Origin of the sequence: Aureimonas sp. Leaf454, assembly GCF_001424685.1 — a bacterium.
Taxonomy (GTDB): Bacteria; Pseudomonadota; Alphaproteobacteria; order Rhizobiales; family Rhizobiaceae; genus Plantimonas.
The window spans coordinates 26,455-51,578 of the sequence record NZ_LMQT01000005.1 but is presented as its reverse complement, the minus strand read 5'-3'; the positions used below and the strand labels follow the sequence as shown (position 1 = coordinate 51,578).

At 67.6% G+C, this 25,124-nt stretch carries 23 protein-coding genes and 2 pseudogenes; 13 read left to right on the top strand and 12 right to left on the bottom strand.

What is annotated here, in order from left to right; all coding sequences use genetic code 11:
- Window positions 1-9: 9 nt before the first annotated feature.
- The 5 genes and pseudogenes from ASG43_RS07105 to thpR all read right to left on the bottom strand — a co-directional run bounded on the left by ASG43_RS07105 (window position 10) and on the right by thpR (window position 2,783).
- The gene (locus ASG43_RS07105) at window positions 10-243 is read right to left on the bottom strand and encodes a type II toxin-antitoxin system RelE/ParE family toxin (protein WP_056502333.1); all 234 of its coding nucleotides are present in this window, start codon (window positions 241-243) and stop codon (window positions 10-12) included.
- A gap of 95 nt (window positions 244-338) precedes the next feature.
- Window positions 339-545: pseudogene (locus ASG43_RS23490) on the bottom strand (type II toxin-antitoxin system ParD family antitoxin); the annotation flags it as partial.
- 184 nt (window positions 546-729) lie between these two features.
- Window positions 730-1,152: an invasion associated locus B family protein gene (locus ASG43_RS07100; protein ID WP_244488010.1), complete on the bottom strand. Its 423-nt coding sequence runs from the start codon at window positions 1,150-1,152 to the stop codon at window positions 730-732.
- A gap of 478 nt (window positions 1,153-1,630) precedes the next feature.
- The gene (locus tag ASG43_RS07095; protein ID WP_082490714.1) at window positions 1,631-2,017 is read right to left on the bottom strand and encodes a YkvA family protein; all 387 of its coding nucleotides are present in this window, start codon (window positions 2,015-2,017) and stop codon (window positions 1,631-1,633) included.
- 166 nt (window positions 2,018-2,183) lie between these two features.
- A complete protein-coding gene (thpR, locus tag ASG43_RS07090; protein ID WP_056502328.1) occupies window positions 2,184-2,783 on the bottom strand; it encodes an RNA 2',3'-cyclic phosphodiesterase in 600 nt (199 codons plus the stop codon).
- Between the two features lie 202 nt (window positions 2,784-2,985).
- Between thpR and ASG43_RS07085 the strand changes: the two genes are divergently transcribed.
- On the top strand, window positions 2,986-3,669 hold the full coding sequence (locus ASG43_RS07085; RefSeq protein ID WP_056502325.1) for a GNAT family N-acetyltransferase: 684 nt from the start codon (window positions 2,986-2,988) through the stop codon (window positions 3,667-3,669).
- 33 nt (window positions 3,670-3,702) lie between these two features.
- Here ASG43_RS07085 and ASG43_RS07080 read toward each other — a convergent pair whose 3' ends face one another.
- Window positions 3,703-4,416: an arylesterase gene (locus ASG43_RS07080; RefSeq protein ID WP_056502322.1), complete on the bottom strand. Its 714-nt coding sequence runs from the start codon at window positions 4,414-4,416 to the stop codon at window positions 3,703-3,705.
- Window positions 4,417-4,480: 64 nt separating this feature from the next.
- Between ASG43_RS07080 and ASG43_RS07075 the strand changes: the two genes are divergently transcribed.
- The 4 genes from ASG43_RS07075 (at window position 4,481) to ASG43_RS07060 (ending at window position 11,051) form a co-directional block, all read left to right on the top strand.
- Window positions 4,481-5,218, top strand: a complete 738-nt coding sequence (locus tag ASG43_RS07075; protein ID WP_244488009.1) for an ABC transporter ATP-binding protein — start codon at window positions 4,481-4,483, stop codon at window positions 5,216-5,218.
- Window positions 5,219-5,319: 101 nt separating this feature from the next.
- The gene (locus ASG43_RS07070) at window positions 5,320-7,812 is read left to right on the top strand and encodes an ABC transporter permease (RefSeq protein ID WP_056502434.1); all 2,493 of its coding nucleotides are present in this window, start codon (window positions 5,320-5,322) and stop codon (window positions 7,810-7,812) included.
- 204 nt (window positions 7,813-8,016) lie between these two features.
- Window positions 8,017-8,781, top strand: coding sequence for a Bax inhibitor-1/YccA family protein (locus ASG43_RS07065; RefSeq protein WP_056502319.1), 765 nt, complete (start codon window positions 8,017-8,019; stop codon window positions 8,779-8,781).
- Between the two features lie 503 nt (window positions 8,782-9,284).
- Complete coding sequence (locus ASG43_RS07060; RefSeq protein WP_082490711.1) at window positions 9,285-11,051, top strand: MFS transporter; 1,767 nt, start codon at window positions 9,285-9,287, stop codon at window positions 11,049-11,051.
- 56 nt (window positions 11,052-11,107) lie between these two features.
- On the opposite strand, the gene ASG43_RS07055 is transcribed toward ASG43_RS07060, so the two are convergent.
- The 3 genes from ASG43_RS07055 to leuB form a co-directional block, all read right to left on the bottom strand.
- Window positions 11,108-11,596 (bottom strand): hypothetical protein, encoded by a 489-nt coding sequence (locus ASG43_RS07055; RefSeq protein WP_056502315.1) that lies wholly within the window; start codon window positions 11,594-11,596, stop codon window positions 11,108-11,110.
- Window positions 11,593-11,946: a nucleotidyltransferase domain-containing protein gene (locus tag ASG43_RS07050; RefSeq protein WP_056502313.1), complete on the bottom strand. Its 354-nt coding sequence runs from the start codon at window positions 11,944-11,946 to the stop codon at window positions 11,593-11,595. The genes ASG43_RS07055 and ASG43_RS07050 overlap by 4 nt, the downstream gene beginning before the upstream one ends.
- A gap of 113 nt (window positions 11,947-12,059) precedes the next feature.
- Complete coding sequence (gene leuB / locus ASG43_RS07045; RefSeq protein WP_056502310.1) at window positions 12,060-13,175, bottom strand: 3-isopropylmalate dehydrogenase; 1,116 nt, start codon at window positions 13,173-13,175, stop codon at window positions 12,060-12,062.
- 288 nt (window positions 13,176-13,463) lie between these two features.
- Here leuB and ASG43_RS07040 point away from each other — a divergent pair, with 288 nt between their 5' ends.
- From ASG43_RS07040 to ASG43_RS07035, 3 genes are all read left to right on the top strand, one after another.
- Window positions 13,464-14,432 (top strand): mechanosensitive ion channel family protein, encoded by a 969-nt coding sequence (locus ASG43_RS07040; protein ID WP_056502307.1) that lies wholly within the window; start codon window positions 13,464-13,466, stop codon window positions 14,430-14,432.
- Window positions 14,433-14,477: 45 nt separating this feature from the next.
- Window positions 14,478-14,603 (top strand): hypothetical protein, encoded by a 126-nt coding sequence (locus ASG43_RS23710; RefSeq protein WP_280137199.1) that lies wholly within the window; start codon window positions 14,478-14,480, stop codon window positions 14,601-14,603.
- 106 nt (window positions 14,604-14,709) lie between these two features.
- Window positions 14,710-15,726 (top strand): LLM class flavin-dependent oxidoreductase, encoded by a 1,017-nt coding sequence (locus tag ASG43_RS07035; protein WP_056502428.1) that lies wholly within the window; start codon window positions 14,710-14,712, stop codon window positions 15,724-15,726.
- A 3-nt stretch (window positions 15,727-15,729) separates the two neighbouring features.
- Here the strand turns inward: ASG43_RS07035 and ASG43_RS07030 are convergent, their stop codons facing one another.
- Both ASG43_RS07030 and ASG43_RS07025 read right to left on the bottom strand, forming a co-directional pair.
- A complete protein-coding gene (locus tag ASG43_RS07030; protein ID WP_056502424.1) occupies window positions 15,730-16,941 on the bottom strand; it encodes a multidrug effflux MFS transporter in 1,212 nt (403 codons plus the stop codon).
- A 307-nt stretch (window positions 16,942-17,248) separates the two neighbouring features.
- The gene (locus ASG43_RS07025; RefSeq protein WP_056502304.1) at window positions 17,249-17,755 is read right to left on the bottom strand and encodes a MarR family transcriptional regulator; all 507 of its coding nucleotides are present in this window, start codon (window positions 17,753-17,755) and stop codon (window positions 17,249-17,251) included.
- Window positions 17,756-18,070: 315 nt separating this feature from the next.
- Between ASG43_RS07025 and ASG43_RS07020 the strand changes: the two genes are divergently transcribed.
- From ASG43_RS07020 to ASG43_RS07005, 4 genes and pseudogenes are all read left to right on the top strand, one after another.
- Window positions 18,071-19,999 carry a M3 family metallopeptidase gene (locus ASG43_RS07020; protein WP_244488008.1) on the top strand — a complete coding sequence of 643 codons (1,929 nt, stop codon included), beginning with the start codon at window positions 18,071-18,073 and terminating at the stop codon, window positions 19,997-19,999.
- 202 nt (window positions 20,000-20,201) lie between these two features.
- On the top strand, window positions 20,202-22,031 hold the full coding sequence (gene typA / locus ASG43_RS07015; RefSeq protein ID WP_056502301.1) for a translational GTPase TypA: 1,830 nt from the start codon (window positions 20,202-20,204) through the stop codon (window positions 22,029-22,031).
- A 116-nt stretch (window positions 22,032-22,147) separates the two neighbouring features.
- A pseudogene (locus ASG43_RS07010) lies at window positions 22,148-22,515 on the top strand (type II toxin-antitoxin system RelE/ParE family toxin).
- Entirely contained in the window at window positions 22,499-22,822 is a 324-nt protein-coding gene (locus ASG43_RS07005) for a DNA-binding transcriptional regulator (RefSeq protein ID WP_056502300.1), read from the top strand. The pseudogene ASG43_RS07010 and the gene ASG43_RS07005 overlap by 17 nt, the downstream one beginning before the upstream one ends.
- A 29-nt stretch (window positions 22,823-22,851) precedes the next feature.
- Here ASG43_RS07005 and ASG43_RS07000 read toward each other — a convergent pair whose 3' ends face one another.
- Entirely contained in the window at window positions 22,852-24,522 is a 1,671-nt protein-coding gene (locus ASG43_RS07000; RefSeq protein WP_056502299.1) for an NAD(P)/FAD-dependent oxidoreductase, read from the bottom strand.
- Between the two features lie 178 nt (window positions 24,523-24,700).
- Here ASG43_RS07000 and ASG43_RS06995 point away from each other — a divergent pair, with 178 nt between their 5' ends.
- Complete coding sequence (locus ASG43_RS06995; protein ID WP_056502298.1) at window positions 24,701-25,084, top strand: PH domain-containing protein; 384 nt, start codon at window positions 24,701-24,703, stop codon at window positions 25,082-25,084.
- Window positions 25,085-25,124: the final 40 nt, after the last annotated feature.

Sequence of the window (25,124 nt, the reverse complement as noted above, 5' to 3'; positions counted from 1 at the left end):
GGAGGCAATTCAATCGAACAGCGTCTGCCAATCCTGGCGAGAGTGAAGGACGCGGACGATCAGGACATCGTCGTCGGGCTGGATGAGATCGACGATCAGGTGCGCGCCATGCGGCAAGAGCCGGATCGGCGGCTGGAATTCCAACCGTTCGCGCGCCATCCGAGGCTGCGATGCGATACGCTCGAACGTCGCCTCGAAACCCCGAAGGTAACGGTCCGCCTGCCGTGGCTCGAAATCACGGATGCCGCCCAGATAGATGTTCGCAAGGTCGCGGTCGGCCTGTCGCGTCCTTCGGCAGGTCCAGATCTCGCCGACGCACTCAGCCGGGCTTGGGTGACGACGTCTGCGAAGGATTGCTCGCGGATCCCGCTGTCGATCCCCTCATCGACGAAGCGCTGAAGCTCGTCAATGGCAGCCGCCCTCGCCTGATCCCGGCGGATCAGATCACTGACATAGGCGCTTTCGTTCTCGAAACGTCCGGATCGAGCCTGGGCTTCGACCCAGTCCTTCATTCCATCGGGGCGTGATACGTTCATGACCGCCATCGCCAACCTCCGTGCTACAGAATCGTCCCTAAAATCGGAGAGGATGTTCGGAGAGGCTGATGCGTAGAATCAAAGAGTTAGAGCGTCTTTTGTGCGTCCGAAAGGACGCACGGCGCTCTAGGATGAGGCTGGAGCGTCGGCGATGTCAATCTTGGAAGAGCCCGACAGGCGTGCGCCGGAAAATCTACTTGCAGTCGTCGATCGACTTCAGGGCGGCGGTGACGCCGGCGAGGGAGTAGGTGTAGTTGGTGGCGGTGCCGCGGCGGGACTTGGCGTCGACCTTCATCGACGTGCCGTTGCGCAGCGCGGCGACGAATTGCGGCTCCTCGGCGGCGTTCTCCATCCAGGCGGATTCGCCGCGCGTGAAGAGCGTGTATTTCTTGCCGTCGATGTCGACGATGACCTTCGAGCCTTCCTGCATCGGATAGCCCATCACGGCCTGCGGCTCGTAGGAGACGCCCTGGCCGGGCTTCTGGGAGACGAGAAAGAAGATGTCGCCGTGATCCACGCTCGGCGGCTGCATGGAGGTGGGCGTCGAGAGGATGTAGCAGACCTTCGCGCCGGACGCGGTGTAGGAATAGCTGCCCCAGGCATTGAACTGCGCCATGCGCGTCGGCGTCTGCGCCAGCGCGACCGAGCCGCCGAGGAGAAGGAAGGCGGTTGCCGCGGTCAGGATGGTCTTCAAAGGAAAGCTCCCCACTGAGTTCGGCTGCGGCCGACGGATTTTGACCGTCCGCGACCTGCGCCACTTGCGTCCGATTTGACTCAAAAGCTCTTTACACGCCGTAAACATGGGCCGGTTTCGCCCTGTCGAAACCGGATCCCGGCCGTTCGCGAAACTCGAAAAGCGCAGCATCTTCAAGGGAGAAGATGCTGCTCGAGCGAGGAATCGCCGGTGTATCGAGCATCCTGGGACGCGCTGGTTCGTCGCCCCATCCGCGGCCGACTGTTCGAACGAAATGGGCGAGAATGGGGCGAGCGTCGCCGCCAAGAGCCCGGTGCCCTATTGCGTCGTCCTCAAGCCTTTCACACGAAGGTTTGAGGACGATGTCCGGCCTGCCTTTGCGTCGGCGTCGGCGTCGGCGTCAGTGCTCGGTCTCGAGATCGGTCAGCGCCTGCCGGGCCTTGTCGTAATGTTCGGGCCGGATGCTGGTGCGCACGGCCTGCACCGCGGCGAGGAGCACGGCGACATCGTCGGTAAAGCCGAGGCCGAGGAGAAAGTCGGGCACGATGTCGAAGGGCATCACGAAATAGGCGAGCGCGGCGAGAAGAATGCCCTTGGAGGCCGAAGGCGTCTGCGGGTCGATCGCGCAATAATAGGACGCCGCGACGTCCTCCATGAAGGGGACGTGGCGCATGGCGCGCTTCACGGTCGCAAAGAAGCCCGAACGCACGCGCGCTTCGCGCCGATGCTCCTCGTCCGGATGCACCGGGGCGAGAATCTCGCCCACCTTGACCGTCTCCACCTGCATCGAAGCCTCCGTCCTGTCCCTTCATGTCCCGGCGAGATGGAGCGCCGGGGGCCGGACCTCAAGGCCAAGGTGCTGGCGACGCGGCCAAGACGGAAGCCGGGCACGCGCGCGCGCCCATGGACCGGAGCGCGGGAGCCGGGAATTCGGACCGGAGCGGGCGGGGTCCTCAGGTCACGGCGAGCCCGAGCCGCGCGCCGCCTTCGCCGACGCGTTCGTTCGGCGTGCCGGCGGGGCCGGTGAGGCGGTAGCTTTCCTCCAGGAGGTAGGGACCGCCGCCGACGGAATCGCGCGAGGAGTAAAGGACGAAGCGCCCCACGGGAAAGGCGGGCGTGCGGAAGTCGCCGCGCCCGGCCAGATAGTGCGCGACATCGTCGGCCTTGGGCTGTCGCAGACGGGCCAAGGTCACGTGCGGGACGAAGCGACGGATGTCGCTGGGCAGGCCGAGCCGTCGGCAAGCGCGTTCGATGTCGGCCTGCAGCGCTTCCAGCGCCGGGCTCGGAGCGACGCCGGCATAGAGCGAGTGGGGCTTCTTGGAGCCGAAGGCGCCGACACCCTGAAGCTTCACCTCGAAGGGCGCCCGGCTGATCCGATCGAGCGCGGCGACGATCTCGTCGGCCAGCCGGCTTTCGACATCGCCGATGAAGCGCAGCGTGATGTGATAATTCTCCGCATCGATCCAGCGGGCGGAGGGAAGGCCTCCCCGCAGGAAGGACAGCGACAGGGCGGCATCTCGCGGAATTTCGAGGGCGGTGAAGAGTCGCGGCATCAAATGTCCTTTCCCAGTGGATCGTCCCAGTGGATCGGAGGCCTTCACGCCGAAATCCTTTCACCTCGCGCCGCCTGCAGCAAGCGCGAGGCGCGGATCCCGGCCCGGATTTCAGCTTGATCCCGCTGCAATGCACAAGTACTTAAGACGGGGGCGACGGGAGACGCCGGGAGGATCGACTCGGTCTTGCGAAAGTCTCCCGATGGCCTATCCCCTTCCCCCCGATGCAGACGCGCCCGTCCGCGACCCCGTGGCCTCCGGGACGTCGTCCGCGACCGGCGAGACGATCGTCCTCAGAAGCCTGCGCGCCGACGAGACCGCGCTCTTCACCGCGCATCTGGCGCGGCTCGATGCGGAAACGCGCCGTCTTCGCTTCGGCAATCCGGTGAACGACGTGTTCCTCGCCCGCTATGCCGAACTCGCTCTGTCCTCCGACGCGATCGTGAAGGGCTGTTTCGTCGACGGCACCCTGCGCGGCGTCGGGGAGCTGCGCTTCCTGTCCGGCGACCGGACGGATGCGGAGGGCGCCTTCTGCCTGGAGCGGCCCTTTCAAGGACGCGGCCTCGGCGACCGTCTCTTCGAGCGCCTCGTGACGGCCGCCCGCAATCGCGGCGTGAAGCGCCTGTTCCTGACCTGCCTGCGCGAGAACCGGCGGATGCAGCGCATCGCCGATCATCACGGAGCGGAGCTGTCCTTCACGGGCGGCGACGTGATGGCCGAAATCCGCAGGCCCTATGCCGATGTCCGCTCGCTGTCCCGGGAGTGGCGGGACGAGGGCGAGGCCTTCGTGTTCGCGATGCTCGACTGGCGCGGGCTCGGCCTCAGGCGCCTCGCTGCGCCGTTCCGTCGGTTCACCGCCGGGCGGCGCGGCGAGCGTCCGTCCTGACGACGGGCCGCATCCCGTTCGACGGCGCCGGGATCAATCGGCGGATGCCGCGTCGAGTTCGGCGCTGACGACCGGCAGCAGGCGCTCCACGATGCGGGCGACGCCCTCGGCATTGGGGTGCATCTTGTCCGCCTGGTTGAGGGCCGCGTCGGCCGCGACGCCGTCGAGGAAGAACGGGTAGAGCGTCACGCCGTATTTCCCGGCCAGGCGCGCATAGATCGGGTTGAAGCGGTCGGCATAGTCGGCGCCCATGTTGGGCGGGGCGATCATGCCCGCCAGAAGCGTGCGGATGCCGCGTTCCTGGAGGCGCGCGAGCATGGCGTCGAGATTCGTCTCGGTGATGTCGGGCGCGATGCCGCGCAGCGCGTCGTTGGCGCCGAGCTCGAGGATCACGAGATCGGTGCCGTCCGGAACCGACCAGTCGAGCCGCGACAGCCCGCCGGTGGAGGTGTCGCCGGAGACGCCGGCATTGACGACGCTCACCTCGCGCCCCGCGGCGGCGAGCGCCGCCTGGAGCTGTTCGGGAAAGGCCTTGCCCGGCTCGACCCCGTAGCCGGCCGACAGGCTGTCGCCGAAGGCGACGATCACGGCGGGCGCGGTCGAGGGCTCCGCCGACGGCGCGGCTTCGACGGGGGCGGGGGGCTGCGGCGCGGGTTGTGCGCTCGCGGCTCCGGGCAGGAGCGTCAGACATGACAAGGTCGCGAGCACCCGCGCGAGCCGGCGGGGGGACGGTTTAAAGCGGTTCATCGGCGGCCCATATAGCGATCGGCCCGTGTGGTCGGACCCTTCAAGAGAGCGATATAGGAACCCCGTGGCGATTACAGAACCGGCAGCCGCCGCTCCGTCCCGACCGGCGGCGATCCGCCTTGCGGACGTCCACCTGACGCTCGGGCGCGGACGCACCTCCGTCCACGTCCTGAAAGGCATGGGACTTTCCGTCGCACGCGGCGAATCCGTCGGCATCGTCGGGCCGTCCGGATCGGGCAAGTCGACGCTTCTCATGGTGCTCGCCGGGCTCGAGCGGGCCGATTCCGGTCTCGTCGAGATCGCGGGCCAGCCGCTGGGCTCGCTCTCGGAAGACCAGCTCGCGAGCTTCCGGGGCCGCAACATCGGCATCGTCTTCCAGTCCTTCCATCTCATCCCGAACATGACGGCCCTCGAGAACGTCGCGGTGCCGCTGGAGCTGGCGGGCGAGCCCGATGCCTTCGCGCGCGCCGAGCGCGAACTCGGCCATGTCGGCCTCGCCGGCCGGATCACGCATTATCCCGGCGAATTGTCCGGGGGCGAGCAGCAGCGCGTGGCGATCGCCCGGGCGCTCGCGCCCGAACCCGCGATCCTCATCGCCGACGAGCCGACCGGCAATCTCGACGGCGAGACGGGCCGGCAGATCGCCGATCTCCTCTTTGCCGAACAGGCGCGGCGCCAGATGACCCTCGTCCTCGTCACGCACGACAAGGGTCTGGCGGCCCGCTGTGGCCGCGAGGTCTGGGTGCGCTCGGGCGTGATCGAGCGCGACGGCGTGCTGTCCGGCGACGCGGTGCCGGCATGACGGCGGTCGATGCGGGCCGCACGGCCGCGACGCGCGAACAGGGGGCCGCCGCGCGGCGTTCCACGCGGCTGAAGCTCGCGCTCCGCTTCGCGCTTCGCGAGATGCGGGGCGGGCTGTCCGGTTTCTACATCTTCCTCGCCTGCATCACGCTCGGCGTCGCCTCGATCGCGGCGGTCAACTCGGTCTCCTCGATGATGACCGAGGGCATCCAGCGCGAGGGCCGGTCCATCCTCGGCGGCGACGCGCGCTTCCAGCTCGTCCAGCGCGAGCTTTCGCCCGAAGAGCTCGACTATATCGAGGGGCTCGGCACCGTCTCCAAGGCGTCCGACATGCGCTCCATGGTGCGCAATGCCGATGGCACGGGCGATCCGACGCTGGTCGAGGTGAAGGCCGTCGACGGCGCCTATCCGCTCTACGGCGCGGTGGAACTCGACCGGCCGGATTCCTTGTCGGCGCTTCTCGCCGAGCGGAGCGGACGCTACGGCGCGGTGGCGGCGCCCGAACTCTTTGATCGCATGGGTCTCCAGCCCGGCGCCGTCCTCAAGCTCGGCACGATCGAGGTGGAGCTTCGCGGCATCCTGAAGCGCGAGCCCGATCTCCTGTCGGACGGCTTCACCTTCGCGCCGCGCCTGATGGTGGCCGGTCCCGCGCTCGCCGCCACCGGGCTCGTGCAGCCGGGAAGTCTCGTCGAGAACGCCTACAGGCTGCGCCTCGATCCGGGTGTCGCCGGCGGGCAGGCGCTGAAGGACGCGGCGAACGCAAGGTTTCCGGAGGCCGGCTGGAACATCCGGGACGCCTCCGAAGCCGCGCCCTCGCTCCAGCGCAACATCGAGCGCTTCTCGCAATTCCTGACGCTGGTCGGCCTCACCGCGCTGATCGTCGGCGGCGTCGGCGTCGCCAACGCGGTCAACGCCTATCTCGACGGTAAGCGGCAGGTGATCGCGACGTTCAAATCGCTGGGCGCGGCCGGCGGCTTCGTGGTCGAGATCTATCTCCTGCAGATCATGATCATGGCGCTGGTCGGCGTCGCGCTCGGTCTCGTCCTCGGCGCCGTCGCGCCCTTCGTCACCGCACGCTTCCTCGAAAGCGTCATCCCCGTCGCGGCGCAGGCCTCGGTCTATCCCGGCGCGCTCGCGATCGCCGCCGCCTTCGGGCTCCTCACCGCGCTCGCCTTCGCGCTCCTGCCGCTCGGTACAACGCGCGACGTCGCGGCGACCGCGCTCTTCCGCGACGCCACGGCCGGCGGACGGCGGATGCGGCTCGGCTATCTCGCCGCCGCTCTCGGGCTCGCCGCCGTGATCGCGGGGCTGGCGCTCGTGATGGCGAGCGACCGTTTCGTCGCCGGCACGTTCCTCCTCGCCACCGCCGTCGCCTTCCTGGTGCTGCGGCTCGTCGCGGTCGGCATCCAGTGGCTGGCGCGCCGCGCACCGCGCGTCCGATCCACGCCGTTGCGGCTCGCGATCGGCAACATCCACCGGCCGGGCGCGCTGACGCCCTCGGTGGTCCTCTCGCTCGGCCTCGGCCTGACGCTGCTCGTCACCCTCGCCATCATCGACATGAACCTGCGCCGCGAGATCTCCTCGGGCATCGCGACGCGCGCGCCGAACTTCTTCTTCGTCGACATCCAGAACAACGAGATCGACCGCTTCCGCTCCGAGATCGAACGGCTGGCGCCGGGCTCCTCGCTCGACGCCGCCCCCATGCTGCGCGGGCGGATCACCAAGCTCGGCGGGGTCGAGGTCTCCAAGATGGAGATCCCGGCCGAAGGCGGCTGGGTCCTGCGCGGCGACCGGGGTCTCACCTATGCGCCGACGCTGCCGGAGAACTCGAACCTCACGGCGGGCGAATGGTGGCCGGCGGACTATGCCGGCGAGCCGCTCGTCTCCTTCTCGGCGGAAGAGGCCGGCGAACTCGGCCTTTCGATCGGGCAGACGATCACGGTCAACGTGCTCGGCCGCGACGTGACGGCGAGGATCGCGAACTTCCGGACGGTGGAATGGGAATCGCTCTCGATCAACTTCGTGATGGTCTTCACGCCGAACACCTTCGCCGGCGCGCCGCACGCCTGGCTCGCGACGCTCGCCATCCCCAATGCCACGGCCGAGACGGAGAAGGCGGTCCTGTCCGGCATCGCCGAGGCCATGCCGGCGGTGACGACGGTGCGGGTGAAGGACGCGCTGGATGCCGTGAACGGCCTCGTCGCGCAGCTCGCGCTCGCCATCCGCGCGGCGGCGGCGGTGGCGCTGGTCGCGTCCGTCCTCGTCCTGTCGGGGGCGCTGGCCGCGGGTAACCGCAACCGGATGCACGACGCGGTGGTCCTGAAGACGCTCGGCGGCACCCGTGCCACGCTGATCCGCGCCTTCGTCACGGAATACATGCTGCTCGGGCTCGCCACCGCGATCTTCGCGATCGGCGCGGGGGCGGCGGCGGCCTGGTTCGTGCTGGCCACGATCATGCAACTGCCGTTCCATTTCAGCGCGGGACTGGCGCTCGCGACGATCGTCGTGTCGCTGGTGCTCACCGTCGGCTTCGGCCTTGCCGGGACGTGGCGGGTGCTCGGGCAGAAGGCGGCGCCGGTGCTGCGGGAGCTTTGAGACGCGGCATCCGTCTAACGCCGAATTAACCTCGCCGGGGTCCGATCCGCCTGCCTTCGGACGGTTGCGGCCTTGTGCGGGGGCGGCCGCCGCCGCATATTATCGGACAGGCATGCTGGGCGCCCCGCCAGCGGGGCCTCGATGCGCGAGCCTTCTGGTTCCGCCGCGTCGACACCGGACGGGACACGCAGAAAGGATATTCCGATGGCTGACAAGTGGAACGGGGGCGTGCGCAGCGTCCCGATGACCGGCTCGAGGGCCGACGCATCGATCGACCAGGGCCTTCGCACCTATATGCTAAAGGTCTACAACCTCATGGCGGGCGGTCTCCTGATCACCGGCATCGCGGCCTATGCGATGTTCGCGGGCTCCGTCGTCACCAATGTGGCCGGCGACATCACCGCGCTGACGCCGCTCGGCCAGGCCGTGTTCGGTTCGCCGTTGAAGTGGGTGCTGATGTTCGCGCCGCTCGCGATGGTCTTCTTCCTGTCCTTCCGCATCGACAGGATGAGCGTTGCCGCGGCGCAGGCGACCTTCTGGGGCTATGCGGCCCTCGTCGGCCTGTCGCTTTCGACCATCTTCATGGTCTACACGCAGGAATCGATCGTCCAGGTCTTCTTCATCACGGCCGCTTCCTTCGGCGCGCTGTCGCTCTTCGGCTATACGACCAAGCGCGACCTCTCGGCCTGGGGCTCGTTCCTGTTCATGGGCGTGATCGGCATCGTCCTCGCCTCGATCGTGAACATCTTCCTGGCGTCCTCGGCGCTCGCCTTCGCCATCTCGGCGATCGGCGTCCTCGTCTTCGCGGGGCTCACCGCCTACGACACGCAGCAGATCAAGGAGATGTACTACGAGGGCGACGGCTCGGCCGTCATGGGTCGCAAGGCCATCATGGGCGCGCTTCGCCTCTACCTCGACTTCATCAACATGTTCATGTTCCTGCTGCAGTTCTTCGGCGATCGCCGCTGAGCGGACGCAGCGGCCGGGCGCCTCGTCGCCCGGTCTTCTCCGACATCGACATGCAAAAAACCCCCGGTCGCGAGACCGGGGGTTTTTCGTTTCCGGCGATGCCGCGCCGATCAGTCCGCGCGGCGCGGCACGACCGGGCGCTGGCTGCCGCGCGCGGCGCGCTTGGCGAGCCAGCCGAGGAAAAGCGTCTTGAGGATCGTGCGGATCATGGGATCGGTCCTTCGCTATGGGATGTTGCGGTCCTAACGCGGGATGGCGGCAAGAGTTGCGTGCGGCAATCCCCGAGAACCGCGCGCTGTACGACTAACGGCTCAATTTTCGTTGATCTCTCCTCGGTATAGAAAGCTTTAACGGTGCGGCACGTGGAGGACGCGAGCCCATCCGGCGGGACGTCCCGGGTCGAAGATCCGGCGTCTTTCGTGCGGCCGATCGGGAGTCGGCCGTTTGTTCTTGGCGATGCGGCCGGCGCGAGCGCGCCGCCATCGACCCCTGGGGAGGGAACCATGTCCACGATGAACCCGACGGTCGGCGAAAGCCCGGCCATGACGAAGGAGGAGCGCAAGGTCATCTTCGCCTCCTCGCTCGGCACCGTCTTCGAATGGTACGACTTCTACCTCTACGGCTCGCTTTCGGCCGTCATCGCCGTGCAGTTCTTCTCCGGCGTGAACCCGACCGCGGCCTTCATCTTCGCGCTCATGGCCTTCGCGGCGGGCTTTGCCGTGCGTCCCTTCGGCGCGCTGGTCTTCGGCCGGCTCGGCGACATGATCGGACGCAAGTACACGTTCCTCATCACCATCCTCATCATGGGCCTGTCGACCTTCATCGTCGGCATCCTGCCGAACTACGAGACGATCGGCATCGCGGCGCCGATCATTCTCATCGCGCTGCGCCTCCTGCAGGGCCTCGCGCTCGGCGGTGAATACGGCGGCGCCGCAACCTACGTCGCCGAGCACGCGCCGCACGGCAAGCGCGGCGCCTACACGTCGTGGATCCAGACCACGGCGACGCTCGGCCTCTTCATGTCGCTGCTCATCATCCTCGCCTGCCGGGCCTCAATGACGGCGGAGGACTTCGCGTCCTGGGGCTGGCGCATCCCGTTCCTCGTCTCGGTCGTCCTGCTCGGCATTTCCGTCTGGATCCGCCTGATGCTGAGCGAAAGCCCGGCCTTCGTGAAGATGAAGGCGGAGGGCAAGGAGTCCAAGGCGCCGCTCACCGAGAGCTTCGCGCGCTGGGGCAACCTGAAGATCGTGCTTCTCGCCCTCTTCGGCCTCGTCGCGGGACAGGCCGTCGTCTGGTACACCGGCCAGTTCTACGCGCTGTTCTTCCTGACGCAGACGCTGAAGGTCGACGCGCAGCCGGCGAACCTCATGATCGCCGCCGGTCTCCTGATCGCGACGCCGTTCTTCGTGATCTTCGGCACCCTGTCCGACCGCATCGGCCGCAAGCCGATCATCATGGCCGGCCTGGCACTCGCCTGCCTGACCTACTTCCCGATCTTCAAGGCGATCACGCATTACGCCAACCCCGCCCTGGAGCAGGCCATCGCGACGTCTCCGGTCGTCGTCACGGCCGATCCGGCCGAGTGCTCGTTCCAGTTCAACCCGGTCGGCACCTCGAAGTTCACGACCTCCTGCGACGTGGCCAAGGCCTCGCTCGTCAAGCGCGGCATCCCCTACACCAACGTTGCGGCTCCGGCGGGAACGCCGGCCGTCGTCTCCGTCGGATCGACGCAGATCGACTATGCCATCGCCTCGATCGCCCCCGCAGCTCCGGCCGCCGATGCCGCGGCCCCGGCTCCGGCGACGCCCGCGGCACCTGCCGCGGCCTCGGGTAGCCACTCCCCGGTGCCGGCACCGGCCGCCGCCGCCGCGACCAGCCCCGCGGCCGTCTACGACAAGGCGCTTGGCGCCGCCGTCGTCGCCGCCGGCTATCCCGCCAAGGCGGATCCGGCCCAGACCAACACGGTCATGGTCATCCTGATGCTGACGATCCTCGTCATCTACGTGACCATGGTCTACGGGCCGATCGCGGCCATGCTCGTCGAGATGTTCCCGACCCGCATCCGCTACACCTCGATGTCGCTGCCCTACCACATCGGCAACGGATGGTTCGGCGGCTTCCTGCCAACGACCTCCTTCGCCATGGTCGCGGCCACGGGCGACATCTACTACGGCCTCTGGTACCCGATCGTGATCGCGGCCGCGACCTTCGTCATCGGCATGCTCTTCGTGCGCGAGACCAAGGACGTGGACATCGACCGCATCGCGTAAGGGCGGTCGCCAGAACCCAAATCACAACACGAAAAGGGGCCCGCCGGGCCCCTTTTTCATGGCTGCAAGGGCGGGTCGATCCGGTCCCTGAAGGCCAGGATGCAGGGCTTCAGACTTGATGCCAGCCGCCGCGCCGCTTCGATCGCGGGGCCGGCGCGGGTCGGATCGAAATTGTCGTAGCCGTGGGTCGCACGATGGCGGAAGCGCCGGGACTCGTCGACGTCCCGCGCGACCTCCGGCGTCAGGATCGCCGGCCGGGCATGCCCCGGCACCGTCACCGGCTTCGCCGCGCGGCGGATGAGATCGAGGTGGGACTGGCTGCCGACGGGGGCCTCTTCTCCCAGAATCTCCAGAATGCGTTTCAAGCCGCCTTCGAGCGACGTATGAGCCGACTGCATCGCGTGAAGCAACGCCATGCGTGCCCGGTAGCCCGACAGATCGTCCGCATCGAAGCCGCCTTCGTCGGCGAGACGCGTGGCGTTGCGAAAGTGGAGCGCGGCGGAATCGACGTCGTCCTCCACCTCGATCCAGCGCGCATCCGTCATTGGAGAAGGCGCCCCTTCTGACGGACGCGATCGACGAAGGCAGCCCTGCTCGTCGATGCGTCGTGAAGATCGATGGGGATCGCGTGGCGGCGGGCGACGTCTTCCGCGAAGATCCAAGCTTCCACGGCTCGATCGGCCGGAAAGTCCACCAGGACGTCCAGATCGCTGTCGAACCGCATGACGCCGTCGACATAGGACCCGAAAAGGACGAACCGTCCTCCTCGCTCCCTGGCATGATCGTGCAGATCACGCACCGCTGCGTCGGCCGCCGCTTTGCGCCGATGGGCTTCGGACGACTTGCGCCGGGCAAGGGTCGTGACCTCGGCTTCCGGTGGGACCAAGCTCGACATGCCGCTCTCCAAGGATTCCCTTCGTTCGCCCGCTGTCACGCCCCGCCGTGCGGACGCGACCGACAAGCGCAAGATGCACCACGATGGGGCGGACGGCCAGGGCCGTCGACCCTTTACCCCGCGAGGCGCCTCCGGAACGCGGCCGTGACCGCGTCGCCCATCTCGGCCGTGCCGACCTTCGTCGCGCCGGGCGCCATGATGTCGGGCGTTCGGGTGCCGGCTTCGAGGGTCTGCGCGATCGCGGCTTCCAGCGCGTCGGCCTCGCGGATGCGCGCGAAGGAATAGCGCAGGCACATGGCGAAGGAGGCGATCATCGCGATCGGGTTGGCGACGCCCTGGCCGGCGATGTCCGGTGCCGAGCCGTGAACGGGCTCGTAGAGGGCGCGGCGCTTGCCCGTCGCGGGGTCTTCCGCGCCGAGCGAGGCCGAGGGCAGCATGCCGAGCGAGCCGGTCAGCATGGCCGCGATGTCGGAGAGCATGTCGCCGAAGAGATTGTCGGTGAGGATCACGTCGAACTGCTTCGGGGCACGGACGAGCTGCATGCCGCCGGCATCGGCCAGCATGTGGTCGAGCGCGACGTCGGGATATTCGTCCCGCCCGACGCGCGTGACGACCTCGTTCCAGAGGACGCCCGACTTCATGACGTTGCGCTTCTCCATGGAGGTGACCTTGTTGCCGCGCGTGCGCGCCAGCTCGAAGGCGGCGCGTGCGATGCGCTCGATCTCGTAGGTGTCGTAGACCTGCGTGTCGATGCCGCGCTTCTGGCCGTTGCCGAGGTCGATGATCTCCTTGGGCGAGCCGAAATAGACGCCGCCGGTGAGCTCGCGCAGGATCAGGATGTCGAGGCCCTCGACGAGCTCGGGCTTCAGCGAAGAGGCCTTCGACAGAGCGGGATAGCAGATGGCGGGCCGCAGGTTGGCGAAGAGCTCGAGATCCTTGCGAAGGCGCAGCAGGCCCGCCTCCGGGCGCTTCTCGTAGGGCACGGCATCCCATTTCGGCCCGCCGACGGCACCGAAGAGGACCGCGTCCGCCGCCAGCGCCAGCGCCATGTCGGCATCCGAAACCGCTTCGCCATGGGCGTCGTAGGCCGAGCCGCCGACGAGACCGTCCTCGGTCTCGAAGGACAGGTCGGTCTCGGCATTCACCACCGCCACGACCTTGCGCACCTCGTTCATGGCCTCCGGCCCGATGCCGTCGCCGGGAAGAAGGAGGAGCTTGGCGGTGGTCATGGCGGGATCTCCGGGAACGGGTTGCCGCCCGCTTAAAGCCGGGCCGGCGCGACAGGGCAAGCCCGGCCGGGGGCGGGCTGCCACCGTTGCAGCGTTAACACATTCATATCAAAGGCGAACACGCCCTGCGAATGCCGCGGTTCCGACACAATCCGGAAAGGTCTCCTTAACCCTCCCGGCGCGATATCCATCCCAACACGTGACGATGCTTCGACGGCGGAGTCGGCGGCTTTTCCGAAGAGGGAGACCGCCGGCAGGGCCACCGCATCGTCCAACCGGAGGTTATCGATGTCCCTGTCCGCACCCTCGCACCCCCTGGCATCGTCCGGCTTCGCCGATACGGCCGCTTCCGGCAACATCGTCTGGAGCTTCGCCATCGTCGTTGCCTTCGCCGGGATCCGGTTCGCCGCGGAGCGGTATTGGACTCCCTCCGGCGACCAGGTGGAGGTGCGCCAGCGGCGCTTCGCCCTGCGCGCCTCCACCAACGCCATCCTCGCCATCTGCCTTCTCGGCGTCTGGCTGTCGGAGATCCAGAACCTCGTCTTCTCGCTCGCCGCCGTGATGGTGGCGCTGGTGGTGGCGACCAAGGAGCTGATCATGTGCGCGGCGGGTGCCCTGCTGCGCGTCGGCGGCCGGCTCTTCAAGGTCGGCGACCGCATCGACGTGCTCGGCTTCTGCGGCGAGGTCGTGGATCACGGCATCTTTTCGACGACGCTGATGGAGCTGACCTCGGCCGGGCACGGCACGGGCGGCACGGGGCGGCGCGTGACGATCCCGAACAGCCTGCTTCTCGCCGGCCCCGTGCGGATCGCCGCCCAGCCGCGTCAGTTCGCCCCGCATCGCTTCACGGTGACGCTCGAACATCCCGTGCCGCCGGTCTACGCCCTGTCCCGGCTGGATGCCGTCGCCGCCGATGCGCTCTCCGGCGACATGGACCGCGCCTCCCGCTTCCATCGTCTCTCCGCCGCCAAGTCCGGGGTCGAGACGGAGGGCCCCGGCGCCAAGGTCCATCTCGGCACCAGCGATATCGGCAAGATGCAGTTCCACGTCATGCTCTACTGCCTGTCGAGCGATGCGGCGGACCTGCAGAACCGCGTCACCGCCGGCTTCCTCGCCGAGGTTCTCCGGGCCAACGACCGAAACGCCGTCGCGAGCGAGCGGCCGGAGGTGGCGACGCGATCGAAGGTCCACGAGGCCTTCGCCGATCTCGCGCGCCAGCTCCAGGAGCCCCGCGCCAAGGCCTCGAACGCCGCCTGAACGTCTTGTCTCGTCTTCGCCCCTCGCATCCCGAAAGATCCGGTCATGAACCCTTCCCGCATCTCCTCCTCCATCCGTCCCGGCACGCGGCACGGCGCGTGCGCTCTGTCGATCGTCCAGCCCGCGCGCGTCGCCGGGCGCGACCGCACGGCCCGCCGGACGGCCGCCTGACGGACCGGACGCCCCGGCTCGGCCAGCGGCTCGGCCTTCCCATCGGGTGGAAAGGACGGGATCGCACCCCCATATTCGAGGCGATTGATTTCAAACGGTGTTCGCCATGATCCCCTTTTCCGTGCTCGACCTTTCGCCGATTCCGGCGGGAGGCACCGCCAAGGACGCGCTCGACAACAGCCTCGATCTCGCCCGCCACGCCGAGGCGCTCGGCTATCACCGCTACTGGCTGGCCGAGCATCACAACATGACCGGCATCGCGAGCGCGGCGACGGCCATCGTGATCGGCCATGTCGCGGCGGGAACGCGCACGATCCGGGTCGGGGCCGGTGGCATCATGCTGCCGAACCATGCGCCGCTCGTGATCGCGGAGCAGTTCGGAACGCTCGCGACGCTGTTTCCCGGCCGCGTCGATCTCGGTCTCGGGCGCGCGCCCGGATCGGACATGGAGACGGCGCGGGCGCTGCGCCGCAATCTCGCGGGCGGCGACAGCTTCCCGCAGGACGTCCTCGAGCTCATCGCCTATTTCGCCGAGGAACACGGACTGCGCGTGCGGGCGGTGCCGGGCATCGGGACGAAGGTGCCGATCTGGATCCTCGGCTCCAGCCTCTACGGCGCGCAGCTCGCGGCCCATTTCGGCCTGCCCTATGCCTTCGCCTCGCATTTCGCCCCCGCCGCGCTGGACGAGGCCGTGGACGTGTACCGACAGACCTTCCGCCCGTCGGAACATCTCGACGCGCCGCATTTCATGCTGGCCGCCAACGTCTTCGCCGCCGAGACGGATGCGGAGGGCATCCGGCTGCGAACGTCCATGGAGCAGGCCTTCGCCAATCTGCGCACCGGGCATCCCGGACCCTTGCCGGCTCCCGTCGACGACATCTTCGCGGTGCTCGATCCCCTCGTGAAGATGGGCGTCGACCAGGCGCTCGCGATCTCGGCCACCGGCTCGCCGTCGAGCGTCGAGCGCGACCTCGAGCGGCTCGTCCGGCGCTACCGCCCGGACGAGGTGATCCTGACCGGGCAGATCCACGATCCGGCCGCGCGCAGGCGCTCCTTCGCGATCGCCGCCGAGGCGATGCAGGCGATCGGCCGGCGCTCGGCGCTCGCGACCGCGGCCGAGTAGCGCTCAGGTCTCCGGCGCGTCCACATCCGCCGGAGCCTCCTGACGGCTCTGGCGGGCCAAGCGGACATGGGCGAGGTAGCCCGTGAGCGAGGTGAGCGCCAGCGCGGGGACGACGAGTTGCACCGCGCGGACCGGATCGGCCATGGCCGCGCAGACGAGGCCGCCGGCAAGGCCCATGCCCATCTGGACGAAGCCGAGAGCGGCCGATGCCGCCCCCGCAATGGAGGGAAACGGCGCGAGGGCCGCCGTCGTCATGGCGGGAATGACGAGGGCGATGCCGAAGGCATAGAGCCCGACGGGTCCCATGACGGTGAGATAGGTCGGCTCCGCGAACCCGGCCGCGAACAGCGCCGCGGCGCCCGCGAGCATGAAGCCGAGACCGGGGGCGACGAGATCGGCCGCCGGGCGGTGGCGCATGAGGAGGCGCAGCGCCAGCGAGCCGGCCAGGAACATCCCGCTCTGTCCCAGCATGCCGAGCCCGAACTCGGCCGGCGTCAGCCCCGCACGACCGATGAGGACGAAGGGCAGGACCGTCGCCAGCGTGTAGAGCGTTCCCACCGCTCCGCCGAGCGTGAAGGCGCTGGCGAGAAATCCGGGATCGCCGAAAATCTGTCGATAGGAGCCGACGAGCCGAGATGGAAGCGCGAGCGCGCGATCGGGTCGACCGGTTTCCTTCATCACGAACAACGCCAGCGCGACGATGCCGAGACCGAAGGCCACCATGAGCAGGAACACGGCGTGCCAGCTCGACAGATGGAGAGCGATGCCCCCGATCGTCGGCGACAAAGCGGGGCCGATGGCCAGGACGATGCCGATCGAGGCCATGATGCGCGCGGAGCGCTCGCCCAGGAACTGGTCCCGCACAATGGCCCGCGCCGTCGCCACGCCGACGGAGGCTCCGATGCCCTGCAGCAGGCGTGCGGCGAGGAGCCAGGCGATGTCGCGAGCGAGAAGGGCCAGTACCGATCCCGCGAGATAAAGGAGCATGAAGAGAACCGTCACGCGCCGACGGCCGAAGGCATCCGACAAGGGACCGCAGAGAAGCTGGGTCACCGCGAAGCCGCCGAAATAGAGGGTCAGCGTCAGCTTGACGACCGCCTCCGACGTGTCGAAAGCCGAAACGAGCGTCGGCATGGCCGGTGTGTAGAGGGCCATCGACACCGGACCGACGGCCACCAGCAGGCCGCCGACGAGGCTGGTTCGCCGTTCGGACATGACGGGGTCCGCCGTCGAGGCGTGCGGAAGCGCGCCCCGAACGGCGTCCCGGTTCGGTTCTGTCGTCACGGAGTCAGGATGTAAGGACTTCATGCCCAAGGCCGTGCGTCGTCTGGCGCATCGGGTCAAGGCAAAGAAGCCGGATCACCACGCCGTTGTGATGATCGGGAAAGGATCGCCCCATGGCGGCGGCGAAAAAGTGTATCGCGCTCGCCGCGAGATCCGCGACGGCTTCAGGTTTCACCCGCTCTGCCTCCGGCGCAAGCCGGTCCGGGCTGGGTGGAAGATGATCTCTCTGGAAACGCCGTCAGGCGGCCGCACCCTTGGATTCCGCCAACCGAGTTTCCCCCACGCGCGAACGGCGGTCGGAGGAGGGCTCGTAGCCGAAATTGGCGCGCATCGCGACGAGGCTTGCCTCCATCGTCTGCACCTGATCCGGCGACAGGCCGCGGGTCGCCTGGCTGTAGACGCCGAGGGCGAGGGGTCTCACCTCATCGAACAGCTTCTCGACCTTTTCCGTCGGACGGATCACCTTGGCCCGGCGATCGGTCGGATCGGGCATCCGCGTCACGAGGCCCTGCATCTCGAGCCGGTCGATATAGGCCGAAAGTGTCATGGGTTCGACGCCCATGAGCTCGGCCAGGACCGCTTGGCGCGAGCCGTCGTAGGTTGTCACGTGGGCGAGCGCACGGATCTCACCCGGCGTGAGCTCGAGGCCCGACTGCTCGACCGCCTTCTCGAACGACTGCCGAAAAAGGCGGGAAACGTCGGTCAATAGAAAGCCGAGGGCAGTTCTTGGCATGAGCTGGCTCATTGAATCCTCTTCCTATATCCGATTATGTCCGGTGCGGGAGGCCGCAGTCCGGAGCGAGGGTCTGGTGGACCGCCGTACCGCAGGACTTTCGGTCCTCCGTCACGACTGCCATCTTGCGTTGCGTCATGTCTCTTCGTGGTGCTCTACGTAGCTTAAGCTCACTGGATCAAATTAGCCGGAACCGGATCGAAAAGAAATATGCCGATGCACCCTGATTTGTCTGACAATAGCTATTTTCTTTATAACGATTCTGATGATTTGCCGATTTTTGCGCAATTGAACCCTACAATTTGGCAAGCTGCTTTTAATATCAGCATGGCTAAGCATATTTCCGAGATCGAAAAGATCGCGGAAAACCCGAATCACCCCGACTTCGAGAACACGATCGCCGCCCTCGAGCGATCCGGGCGGGACCTGTCGCGGGTCGCGTCGATCTTCTACGCGCTGGCCGGGGCCGAGACGGGTCCGGAACTGGAGGCGGTGGAGCGGGCCGTATCGCCCCTGCTCTCGCGGCACGACAGCGCCATCTCTCTGAACGCGGCCCTGTTTCGCCGGATCGAGACCGTCTACGAAGCCCGTCGGACGGCGGGTGGACTGTCCGCGGAGGACCGGCGCCTCCTCGATCGAACCTATACCGGTTTCCTGCGCTCGGGTGCCCGGCTCGTCGGTGGCGACCGCGATCGGCTGGCCGAGGTCGATGCGCGCCTTTCCACCCTCGGCACGCAGTTCTCGCAGAACGTCCTGTCCGACGAGCGCGACTTCGTGCTGCCGCTGGACGCGGGCGATCTCGCGGGCCTGCCGGACTTCCTCGTCTCCGCCATGGCGGGCGCGGCGGCCGAAAGAGGCCTGACGGGGCATGTCGTGACGCTGTCGCGCTCGATCATCGTGCCCTTCCTCTCGTTTTCCGAGCGGCGGGATCTGCGCGCGCGCGCCTTCGCCGCCTGGACGGCGCGCGGGGAGCGGCCGGGACCGACGGACAATCGCCCGATCCTCGCCGAGATCCTGCAGCTTCGCGCGGAGAAGGCGAGATTGCTCGGCTACGCGTCCTTCGCGCATTACAAGCTCGACGACGCCATGGCGAAATCGCCCGGTGCGGTGCGCACGCTTCTCGAAGAGGTTTGGGACAAGGCGCGCGAGCGGGCGCTTCGCGACGCCGAAGCCCTGAAGCGCATCGCGATCGCGGGCGGAGACCATGAGCCGCTCGCCCCCTCCGACTGGCGCTTCTATGCCGAGAAGCGACGCCGGACGGAGTTCGCCTTCGACGATGCGGCCCTGAAGCCTTACTTCCAGCTGGAGCATATGATCGAGGCGGCCTTCGACGTCGCGAACCGCCTCTTCGGCCTGACCTTCGAGCGCCTGCCGGAGGCGACAGCCTGGCATCCCGACGTTCGCGTCTGGACGGTGACGGGCGCCGGCGGACGCAAGGTCGGCACGTTCCTCGGCGACTACTTCGCGCGTCCCTCGAAACGTTCGGGCGCCTGGATGAGCGCGTTGCGCCGCCAGCACGGGCTCGATGGCGGGCAGACGCCGGTGATCTACAACGTGATGAACTTCGCCAAGCCCGCGGACGGGCAGACGGCGCTCCTGTCGGTGGACGAGGCCAAGACGCTGTTCCACGAGTTCGGCCATGCGCTGCACGGCCTGCTCTCGGCCGTCACATGGCCTTCGCTCGCCGGCACGTCGGTCGCGCGCGACTTCGTGGAGCTGCCCTCGCAGCTCTTCGAGCACTGGCTGACCGTGCCGAGCATCCTGGAGCGCCACGCGCTGCATGCGCAGACGGGCAAGCCCTTGCCGGCCGAACTCGTGGCGCGGATGGAATCCGCGCGCGGCTTCGATACCGGCTTCGACACGGTGGAATACACGTCGTCCGCGCTCGTCGACCTCGCCCTCCACGAAGCCGCCGAGGCGCCGGCCGACCCCGCCGCGCGGGAGGCGGAGATCCTGAAAGGGCTCGGCATGCCCGCCGCCATCACCATGCGGCACCGCTCGCCGCACTTCGCCCACATCTTCGCGGGCGACGGCTATTCCGCGGGCTACTATTCCTACATGTGGTCCGAGGTGCTCGACGCCGACGCCTTCGAGGCCTTCGAGGAGACGGGCGACGCCTTCGATCCCGCCACCGCCGAACGCCTCCTGCGCAACGTCTATTCGGCCGGCAATTCCGACGAGCCGGGCGTGCTCTACGAACGCTTCCGCGGCCGCCTGCCGACCACCGCCGCTCTCCTGCGCAAGCGCGGGCTGTAGCGGGGCGATGAGGCAGGGGACGCCGTCCCCTGCACCCCTGCCAAGGGACGGGCAGGGTCCGGGGCGGCAGCCCTGCCACATGGCCCTCCGACACCCGGGCTTTCGCATCTGCGGAAATTCGTGTAAGGGAACCTCAATTGCGCGACCGGCGTCCCAGGATGGAAGACCCCGGCCGCGCTTCTTCCATTTCCGGTGACCCTTCATGAAGCTTCGCAACATCGCGATCATCGCGCACGTCGACCATGGAAAGACGACACTGGTCGACAAGCTGCTCGCCCAGTCCGGCTCGTTCCGCGACAACCAGCGCCAGGAAGAGCGCGCGATGGATTCCAACGACCTGGAAAAGGAGCGTGGCATCACGATCCTGGCCAAGGCGACCTCGGTCGAGTGGAAGGACGTGCGCATCAACATCGTCGACACGCCCGGCCACGCCGATTTCGGCGGCGAGGTCGAGCGTATCCTGAACATGGTGGATGGCGCGGTCATCCTCGTCGACGCGTCGGAAGGCCCGATGCCGCAGACCAAGTTCGTGCTCGGCAAGGCGCTGAAGGTCGGCCTGAAGCCGATCGTGGCGATCAACAAGATCGACCGCCCGGACGAGCGCCACGAGGAGGTGCTGAACGAGATCTTCGATCTCTTCGCCAATCTCGACGCGACGGACGAGCAGCTCGACTTCCCGGTTCTCTATGGGTCGGGCCGCGGCGGCTGGATGGCCGATGCGCCGAACGGTCCCCAGGACAAGGGGCTGGAGCCGCTCTTCGACCTGATCGTCAAGCATGTGCCCGAGCCCGATACGTCGGGCGTCGACGAGCCCTTCAAGATGATCGGCACGATCCTCGAGGCCAACCCCTTCCTCGGCCGCATCATCACCGGCCGCATCCAGGCCGGCTCGATCAAGCCGAACCAGGCGGTCAAGGTCCTGCACGGCGACGGCACGCAGCTGGAAACCGGGCGGATCTCGAAGATCCTCGCCTTCCGCGGTCTCGACCGCGTGCCGCTCGACTATGCCGAAGCCGGCGACATCGTCGCCATCGCGGGCCTCTCCAAGGGCACGGTCGCCGACACGTTCTGCGATCCGCAGGTCACCGAGCCCCTCGTCGCCCAGCCGATCGATCCGCCGACGGTGACGATGTCCTTCATCGTCAACGATAGCCCGCTCGCGGGCACCGAGGGCGACAAGGTCACGAGCCGCGTCATCCGCGACCGCCTGTTCAAGGAGGCCGAGGGCAATGTCGCGCTGAAGATCGAGGAATCCGAGGACAAGGACTCGTTCTACGTGTCCGGCCGCGGCGAGCTTCAGCTGGCCGTCCTCATCGAGACCATGCGCCGCGAGGGCTTCGAGCTCGGCATCTCGCGTCCGCGCGTCATCATGAAGAAGGACGAAGAGTCCGGCGACATGCTGGAGCCGATCGAAGAGGTCGTGATCGACGTCGACGAGGAGCATGCCGGCGCGGTCGTCCAGAAGATGAGCGAGCGCAAGGCCGAGATGGTCGAGCTTCGCCCCTCCGGCGGCGGTCGCCAGCGTCTGGTGTTCCACGCGCCGACGCGCGGCCTCATCGGCTACCAGTCGGAGCTGCTGACGGACACGCGCGGCACGGCGATCATGAACCGCCTGTTCCACTCCTATCAGGCCTACAAGGGCCCGCTGGCCGGCCGCAACACGGGCGTCCTCATCTCCAACGATTCCGGCGAGAGCGTCGCCTTCGCGATGTTCCACCTGGAGGATCGCGGCCCGATGGTGATCGATTCCGGCGTCAAGGTCTACGAGGGCATGATCATCGGCATCCACACCCGCGAGAACGACCTCGAGGTCAACGTTCTCAAGGGCAAGAAGCTGACGAACATGCGCGCGTCCGGCAAGGACGAGGCGATCAAGCTGACCCCGCCGATCCGCATGACGCTCGACCGCGCGCTGTCCTGGATCCAGGACGACGAACTCGTCGAGGTCACGCCGAAGACGATCCGCCTGCGCAAGCGCTATCTCGACCCGAACGAGCGCAAGCGCCACTCGAAGGCCAGCAAGGCGGCCTGATCGGGCCAGGGTACGGAATGACGGAACGGCGGGGCGAAGGCTCCGCCGTTTTGCGTTTGGCGGGATCAGGACCGATTTCGAATGGAACGGTGTAGCACTTGGCGCTAGACTGTTTCGTGAGGGAGCGCTGCTTCAAGACGTCATGGTTCGCGAAGGCCGCGCGCAAAGCGCGGTTGTCCGACGCGGAGCTCCGGAGCGCGGTTTCCGCGATCGCAGCGGGACAGGCGGACGACCTCGGCGGCGGCGTTTTCAAGAAGCGTCTCGCGCGGACAATCGGCAACGGGCGATCGTTCTGGCCAAGGCTGGAGAGTTCCGGGTCTTCGTCTACCTCTTCGCGAAGAAGGACCGCGCCAATATCGACGATGCCGAACTGGCCGCCTTCCGCAAGCTCGCCAACCTTTACCGTGGAAAAACCGAGGCCGACATCGACGCTGACCTGATGGCGGGCGCTCTTTGGGAGATAGGCGATGACCGCACGGCGTAAGTTCAAAAGCGATGCTTTCGAAGCCATCCACAGCGCGGTCGACGACATGCACCGCGCCGGTACCATCGACAAGATGACGATGAGGGGCTTCGACGCGACCTGTCTCGCAGAGCCCGCTCCTCTTCTGCCCGACGAGATCAAGGCGATCCGGGAGCGGCAGCATGTCAGCCAGCCGATCTTCGCTCGCTATCTCAACACGAGCGAATCGACCGTTCAGAAATGGGAAAGCGGCGCAAAGCGGCCGAGCGGGCTGGCCTTGAAACTGCTCTCGATCGTCGATCGCCACGGGCTGACGATGCTGGGCTGACGATGCTGGGCTGACCATCCGCCCTCGACTCAATCTCCGAGATCGAGCGGCTTCAATTCCTCCCAGACATCGCCGGGACCGGGATTGTCCGGATGGGTCGCGCCGCCGAAATGCGTCGTGACACCCCAGACCGCGTTCAGCGCCGTCTGAACGGCGCCCTCGACCCAGCCGGGCGTCCAGGAGACGTCGTCGCCGGCGAGGAAGATGCCGCGCTCGGCGGGCGGCATCGCCGCCTGCACGAAATGGCCGTACATGCGGTGATTGTAGCGGTAATGGCCGGGCAGGGCGCCCTTGAAGGCGCCGAGGAAGTTCGGATCGGATTCCCAGGAGACCGTGATCGGATCGCCGATGATGTGGGAGGCGATGTCGACGCCGGGATAGATCTGCCCGAGGGCCGACAGGGCGAGGTCGACCCGGCGGTCGACCGGTAGCGGCAGCATCTTCAACGCGTCGGACATCCAGGTGTAGGTGAGGCAGATGACGCCGGGGCGCGGGCGACCGGCCTCGTCGAGCCCGTTGTCGAAGAGATAGGTGCCGCGCGTCAGGCGATCGGTCAGCGTCATCGAGAGCGTGTCGCGCCCGGTCGCGGGATCCTTGTCCTTCCAGAAGGGACGATCGACCGCGACGAAGGTCTTGGAGGACTGCATGTAGCGCGTGCGGTCGAGCGCCATCCAGAGCTTGTGGGAGAAGAGGCTCTCGTCGGTGCGGATCGAGGTCGTCAGCAGCCAGCTCTGGCAGGTCGCGACCACGGCATTTACCGCGCTCCGCCGGCCCCAGCGATCGACGAGGCCGATCCGGCCGTCGGGCAGGCGGCTCATGGCTGCGACGCCCGGACGCGGCGCGCCGCCGTGGAGGCTGGCGAGCGTGGTGCCGGCCGGCCAATGGACCATGGTCTCCGGCACGCGCCGCCAGAGGCGCTGCGGCACCTGCTCGGCGCCACCGACGACGAAATGCTGGTCGGTGTCGAACTCGAGCGCGTTGACGCGCAGGATTTCCAGCATGGAATTGGGAAAGTCCGAATCCCATCCGCCCGTGCCGAAGCCGACCTGTCCGAAGACCTCGCGGTGGCGGAAGGACAGCGACTTGAAGGCCCGCGACGTCGTGACGAAATCGTAGAAGGTGCGCTCGTCCCAGAGCGGCACCAGCCGGTTCCAAAGGGCCTTGACGGCCGCCGCATCCCGCGAGGCGATGGTTCGGCGCATGTCGGCGAAGCCGAAGGCTTCCTCCAGCGCCTCGTCATAGGCGGTGGCGACCTCGCGAAAGAGCGGCGGCAGGTCGGCCAGCGTTTGGGCATAATGCGTCTCGCCTTCGAGATCGACGACGGTCGAGCCTGCGGCGGGGGTCAGCGGGTTCGGAAAAGGGCGCGTTTCGAGCCCGAGCGCCTCCACGTAATGGAAGAAGGCGGCGGAGGAGCGGGGAAAGCGCATGGCGCCGAGCTCGGCGACGATACCGTCCATGCCCTCGAAGGGCTGCGAGCGGAGCCGCCCGCCGAGATGGCCGGCCTCGTGGACGACCGGCTTCAGCCCGAGCCGCATCAGCTCGTAGGCCGTGACAAGGCCCGCGATGCCGGCCCCGATCACCGCGACCTCGGTCCCGTGCGCCGCCTCCGGCAGGCTGCCGAGACCGGCGGGATGCTTCAGCCAGTCGTCGAAGGCGAAGGGGAAGTCCGGGCCGAAGCTCGAATGGGGGAGTGCCGTCATCGCATGTCACCTTGACCGTCGCTCGCTCGGGGGAGGGGTAGCGAGACGGCGGCGCCGAGTCCATCGGGCCGTCTGCGCTCTTGCGTGGGCGAGGAGAGGCGCCACCTAAGGGCGAGCGAGCGACAGCGCTCGGCCCGTGCCCTTGTCGCGGCACGCCGTTTCCTGAAAGGACGATGCGATGGGACTCTTCTCCGGCCTTCTCGGTCTCGCCAGCGATGTCGACGTCGGCGCGGTGCGGCGCGACCTGGAGCCGATCCTCCTGCCGGAAGAGGAGGTGGATCTCGCCTTCTCCGTCATCCGCGATCTCTTCGTCTTCACCAGCCATCGCCTGATCCTCGTGGACAAGCAGGGCGTCACGGGACGCAAGCGCGAATACGTGTCGCTGCCCTACCGCTCGATCACGATGTTCTCGGTCGAGAATGCCGGGACGTTCGATACCGATTCCGAGCTGAAGATCTGGATCTCCTCGCAGGGCACGCCGCTGACCAAGACGCTGTCGCGCGGCACGAACATGACGGGTATCCAGCAGGCCCTCGCCAAGGGCGTGCTCGGCCGGAAATAAGGCAGTTCGACGATCCTGCCGACAGACATCCCGTCACACA

Coding starts and splice junctions, on each gene's coding strand:
- ASG43_RS07055 (WP_056502315.1), bottom strand. CDS start 11,596: ATGACGGATGCGCGCTGGATCGAGGTGGAGGACGACGTCGATTCCGCC.
- thpR (WP_056502328.1), bottom strand. CDS start 2,783: ATGCCGCGACTCTTCACCGCCCTCGAAATTCCGCGAGATGCCGCCCTG.
- typA (WP_056502301.1), top strand. CDS start 20,202: ATGAAGCTTCGCAACATCGCGATCATCGCGCACGTCGACCATGGAAAG.
- ASG43_RS07065 (WP_056502319.1), top strand. CDS start 8,017: ATGGCTGACAAGTGGAACGGGGGCGTGCGCAGCGTCCCGATGACCGGC.
- ASG43_RS07030 (WP_056502424.1), bottom strand. CDS start 16,941: ATGTCCGAACGGCGAACCAGCCTCGTCGGCGGCCTGCTGGTGGCCGTC.
- ASG43_RS07070 (WP_056502434.1), top strand. CDS start 5,320: ATGCGGGGCGGGCTGTCCGGTTTCTACATCTTCCTCGCCTGCATCACG.
- ASG43_RS07060 (WP_082490711.1), top strand. CDS start 9,285: ATGTCCACGATGAACCCGACGGTCGGCGAAAGCCCGGCCATGACGAAG.
- ASG43_RS07025 (WP_056502304.1), bottom strand. CDS start 17,755: ATGAGCCAGCTCATGCCAAGAACTGCCCTCGGCTTTCTATTGACCGAC.
- ASG43_RS07035 (WP_056502428.1), top strand. CDS start 14,710: ATGATCCCCTTTTCCGTGCTCGACCTTTCGCCGATTCCGGCGGGAGGC.
- ASG43_RS07005 (WP_056502300.1), top strand. CDS start 22,499: ATGACCGCACGGCGTAAGTTCAAAAGCGATGCTTTCGAAGCCATCCAC.
- ASG43_RS07100 (WP_244488010.1), bottom strand. CDS start 1,152: ATGGCGCAGTTCAATGCCTGGGGCAGCTATTCCTACACCGCGTCCGGC.
- ASG43_RS07095 (WP_082490714.1), bottom strand. CDS start 2,017: ATGCAGGTGGAGACGGTCAAGGTGGGCGAGATTCTCGCCCCGGTGCAT.
- ASG43_RS07050 (WP_056502313.1), bottom strand. CDS start 11,946: ATGTCGAGCTTGGTCCCACCGGAAGCCGAGGTCACGACCCTTGCCCGG.
- ASG43_RS07080 (WP_056502322.1), bottom strand. CDS start 4,416: ATGAACCGCTTTAAACCGTCCCCCCGCCGGCTCGCGCGGGTGCTCGCG.
- leuB (WP_056502310.1), bottom strand. CDS start 13,175: ATGACCACCGCCAAGCTCCTCCTTCTTCCCGGCGACGGCATCGGGCCG.
- ASG43_RS07020 (WP_244488008.1), top strand. CDS start 18,071: ATGGCTAAGCATATTTCCGAGATCGAAAAGATCGCGGAAAACCCGAAT.
- ASG43_RS07040 (WP_056502307.1), top strand. CDS start 13,464: ATGTCCCTGTCCGCACCCTCGCACCCCCTGGCATCGTCCGGCTTCGCC.
- ASG43_RS07085 (WP_056502325.1), top strand. CDS start 2,986: ATGGCCTATCCCCTTCCCCCCGATGCAGACGCGCCCGTCCGCGACCCC.
- ASG43_RS23710 (WP_280137199.1), top strand. CDS start 14,478: ATGAACCCTTCCCGCATCTCCTCCTCCATCCGTCCCGGCACGCGGCAC.
- ASG43_RS07000 (WP_056502299.1), bottom strand. CDS start 24,522: ATGACGGCACTCCCCCATTCGAGCTTCGGCCCGGACTTCCCCTTCGCC.
- ASG43_RS06995 (WP_056502298.1), top strand. CDS start 24,701: ATGGGACTCTTCTCCGGCCTTCTCGGTCTCGCCAGCGATGTCGACGTC.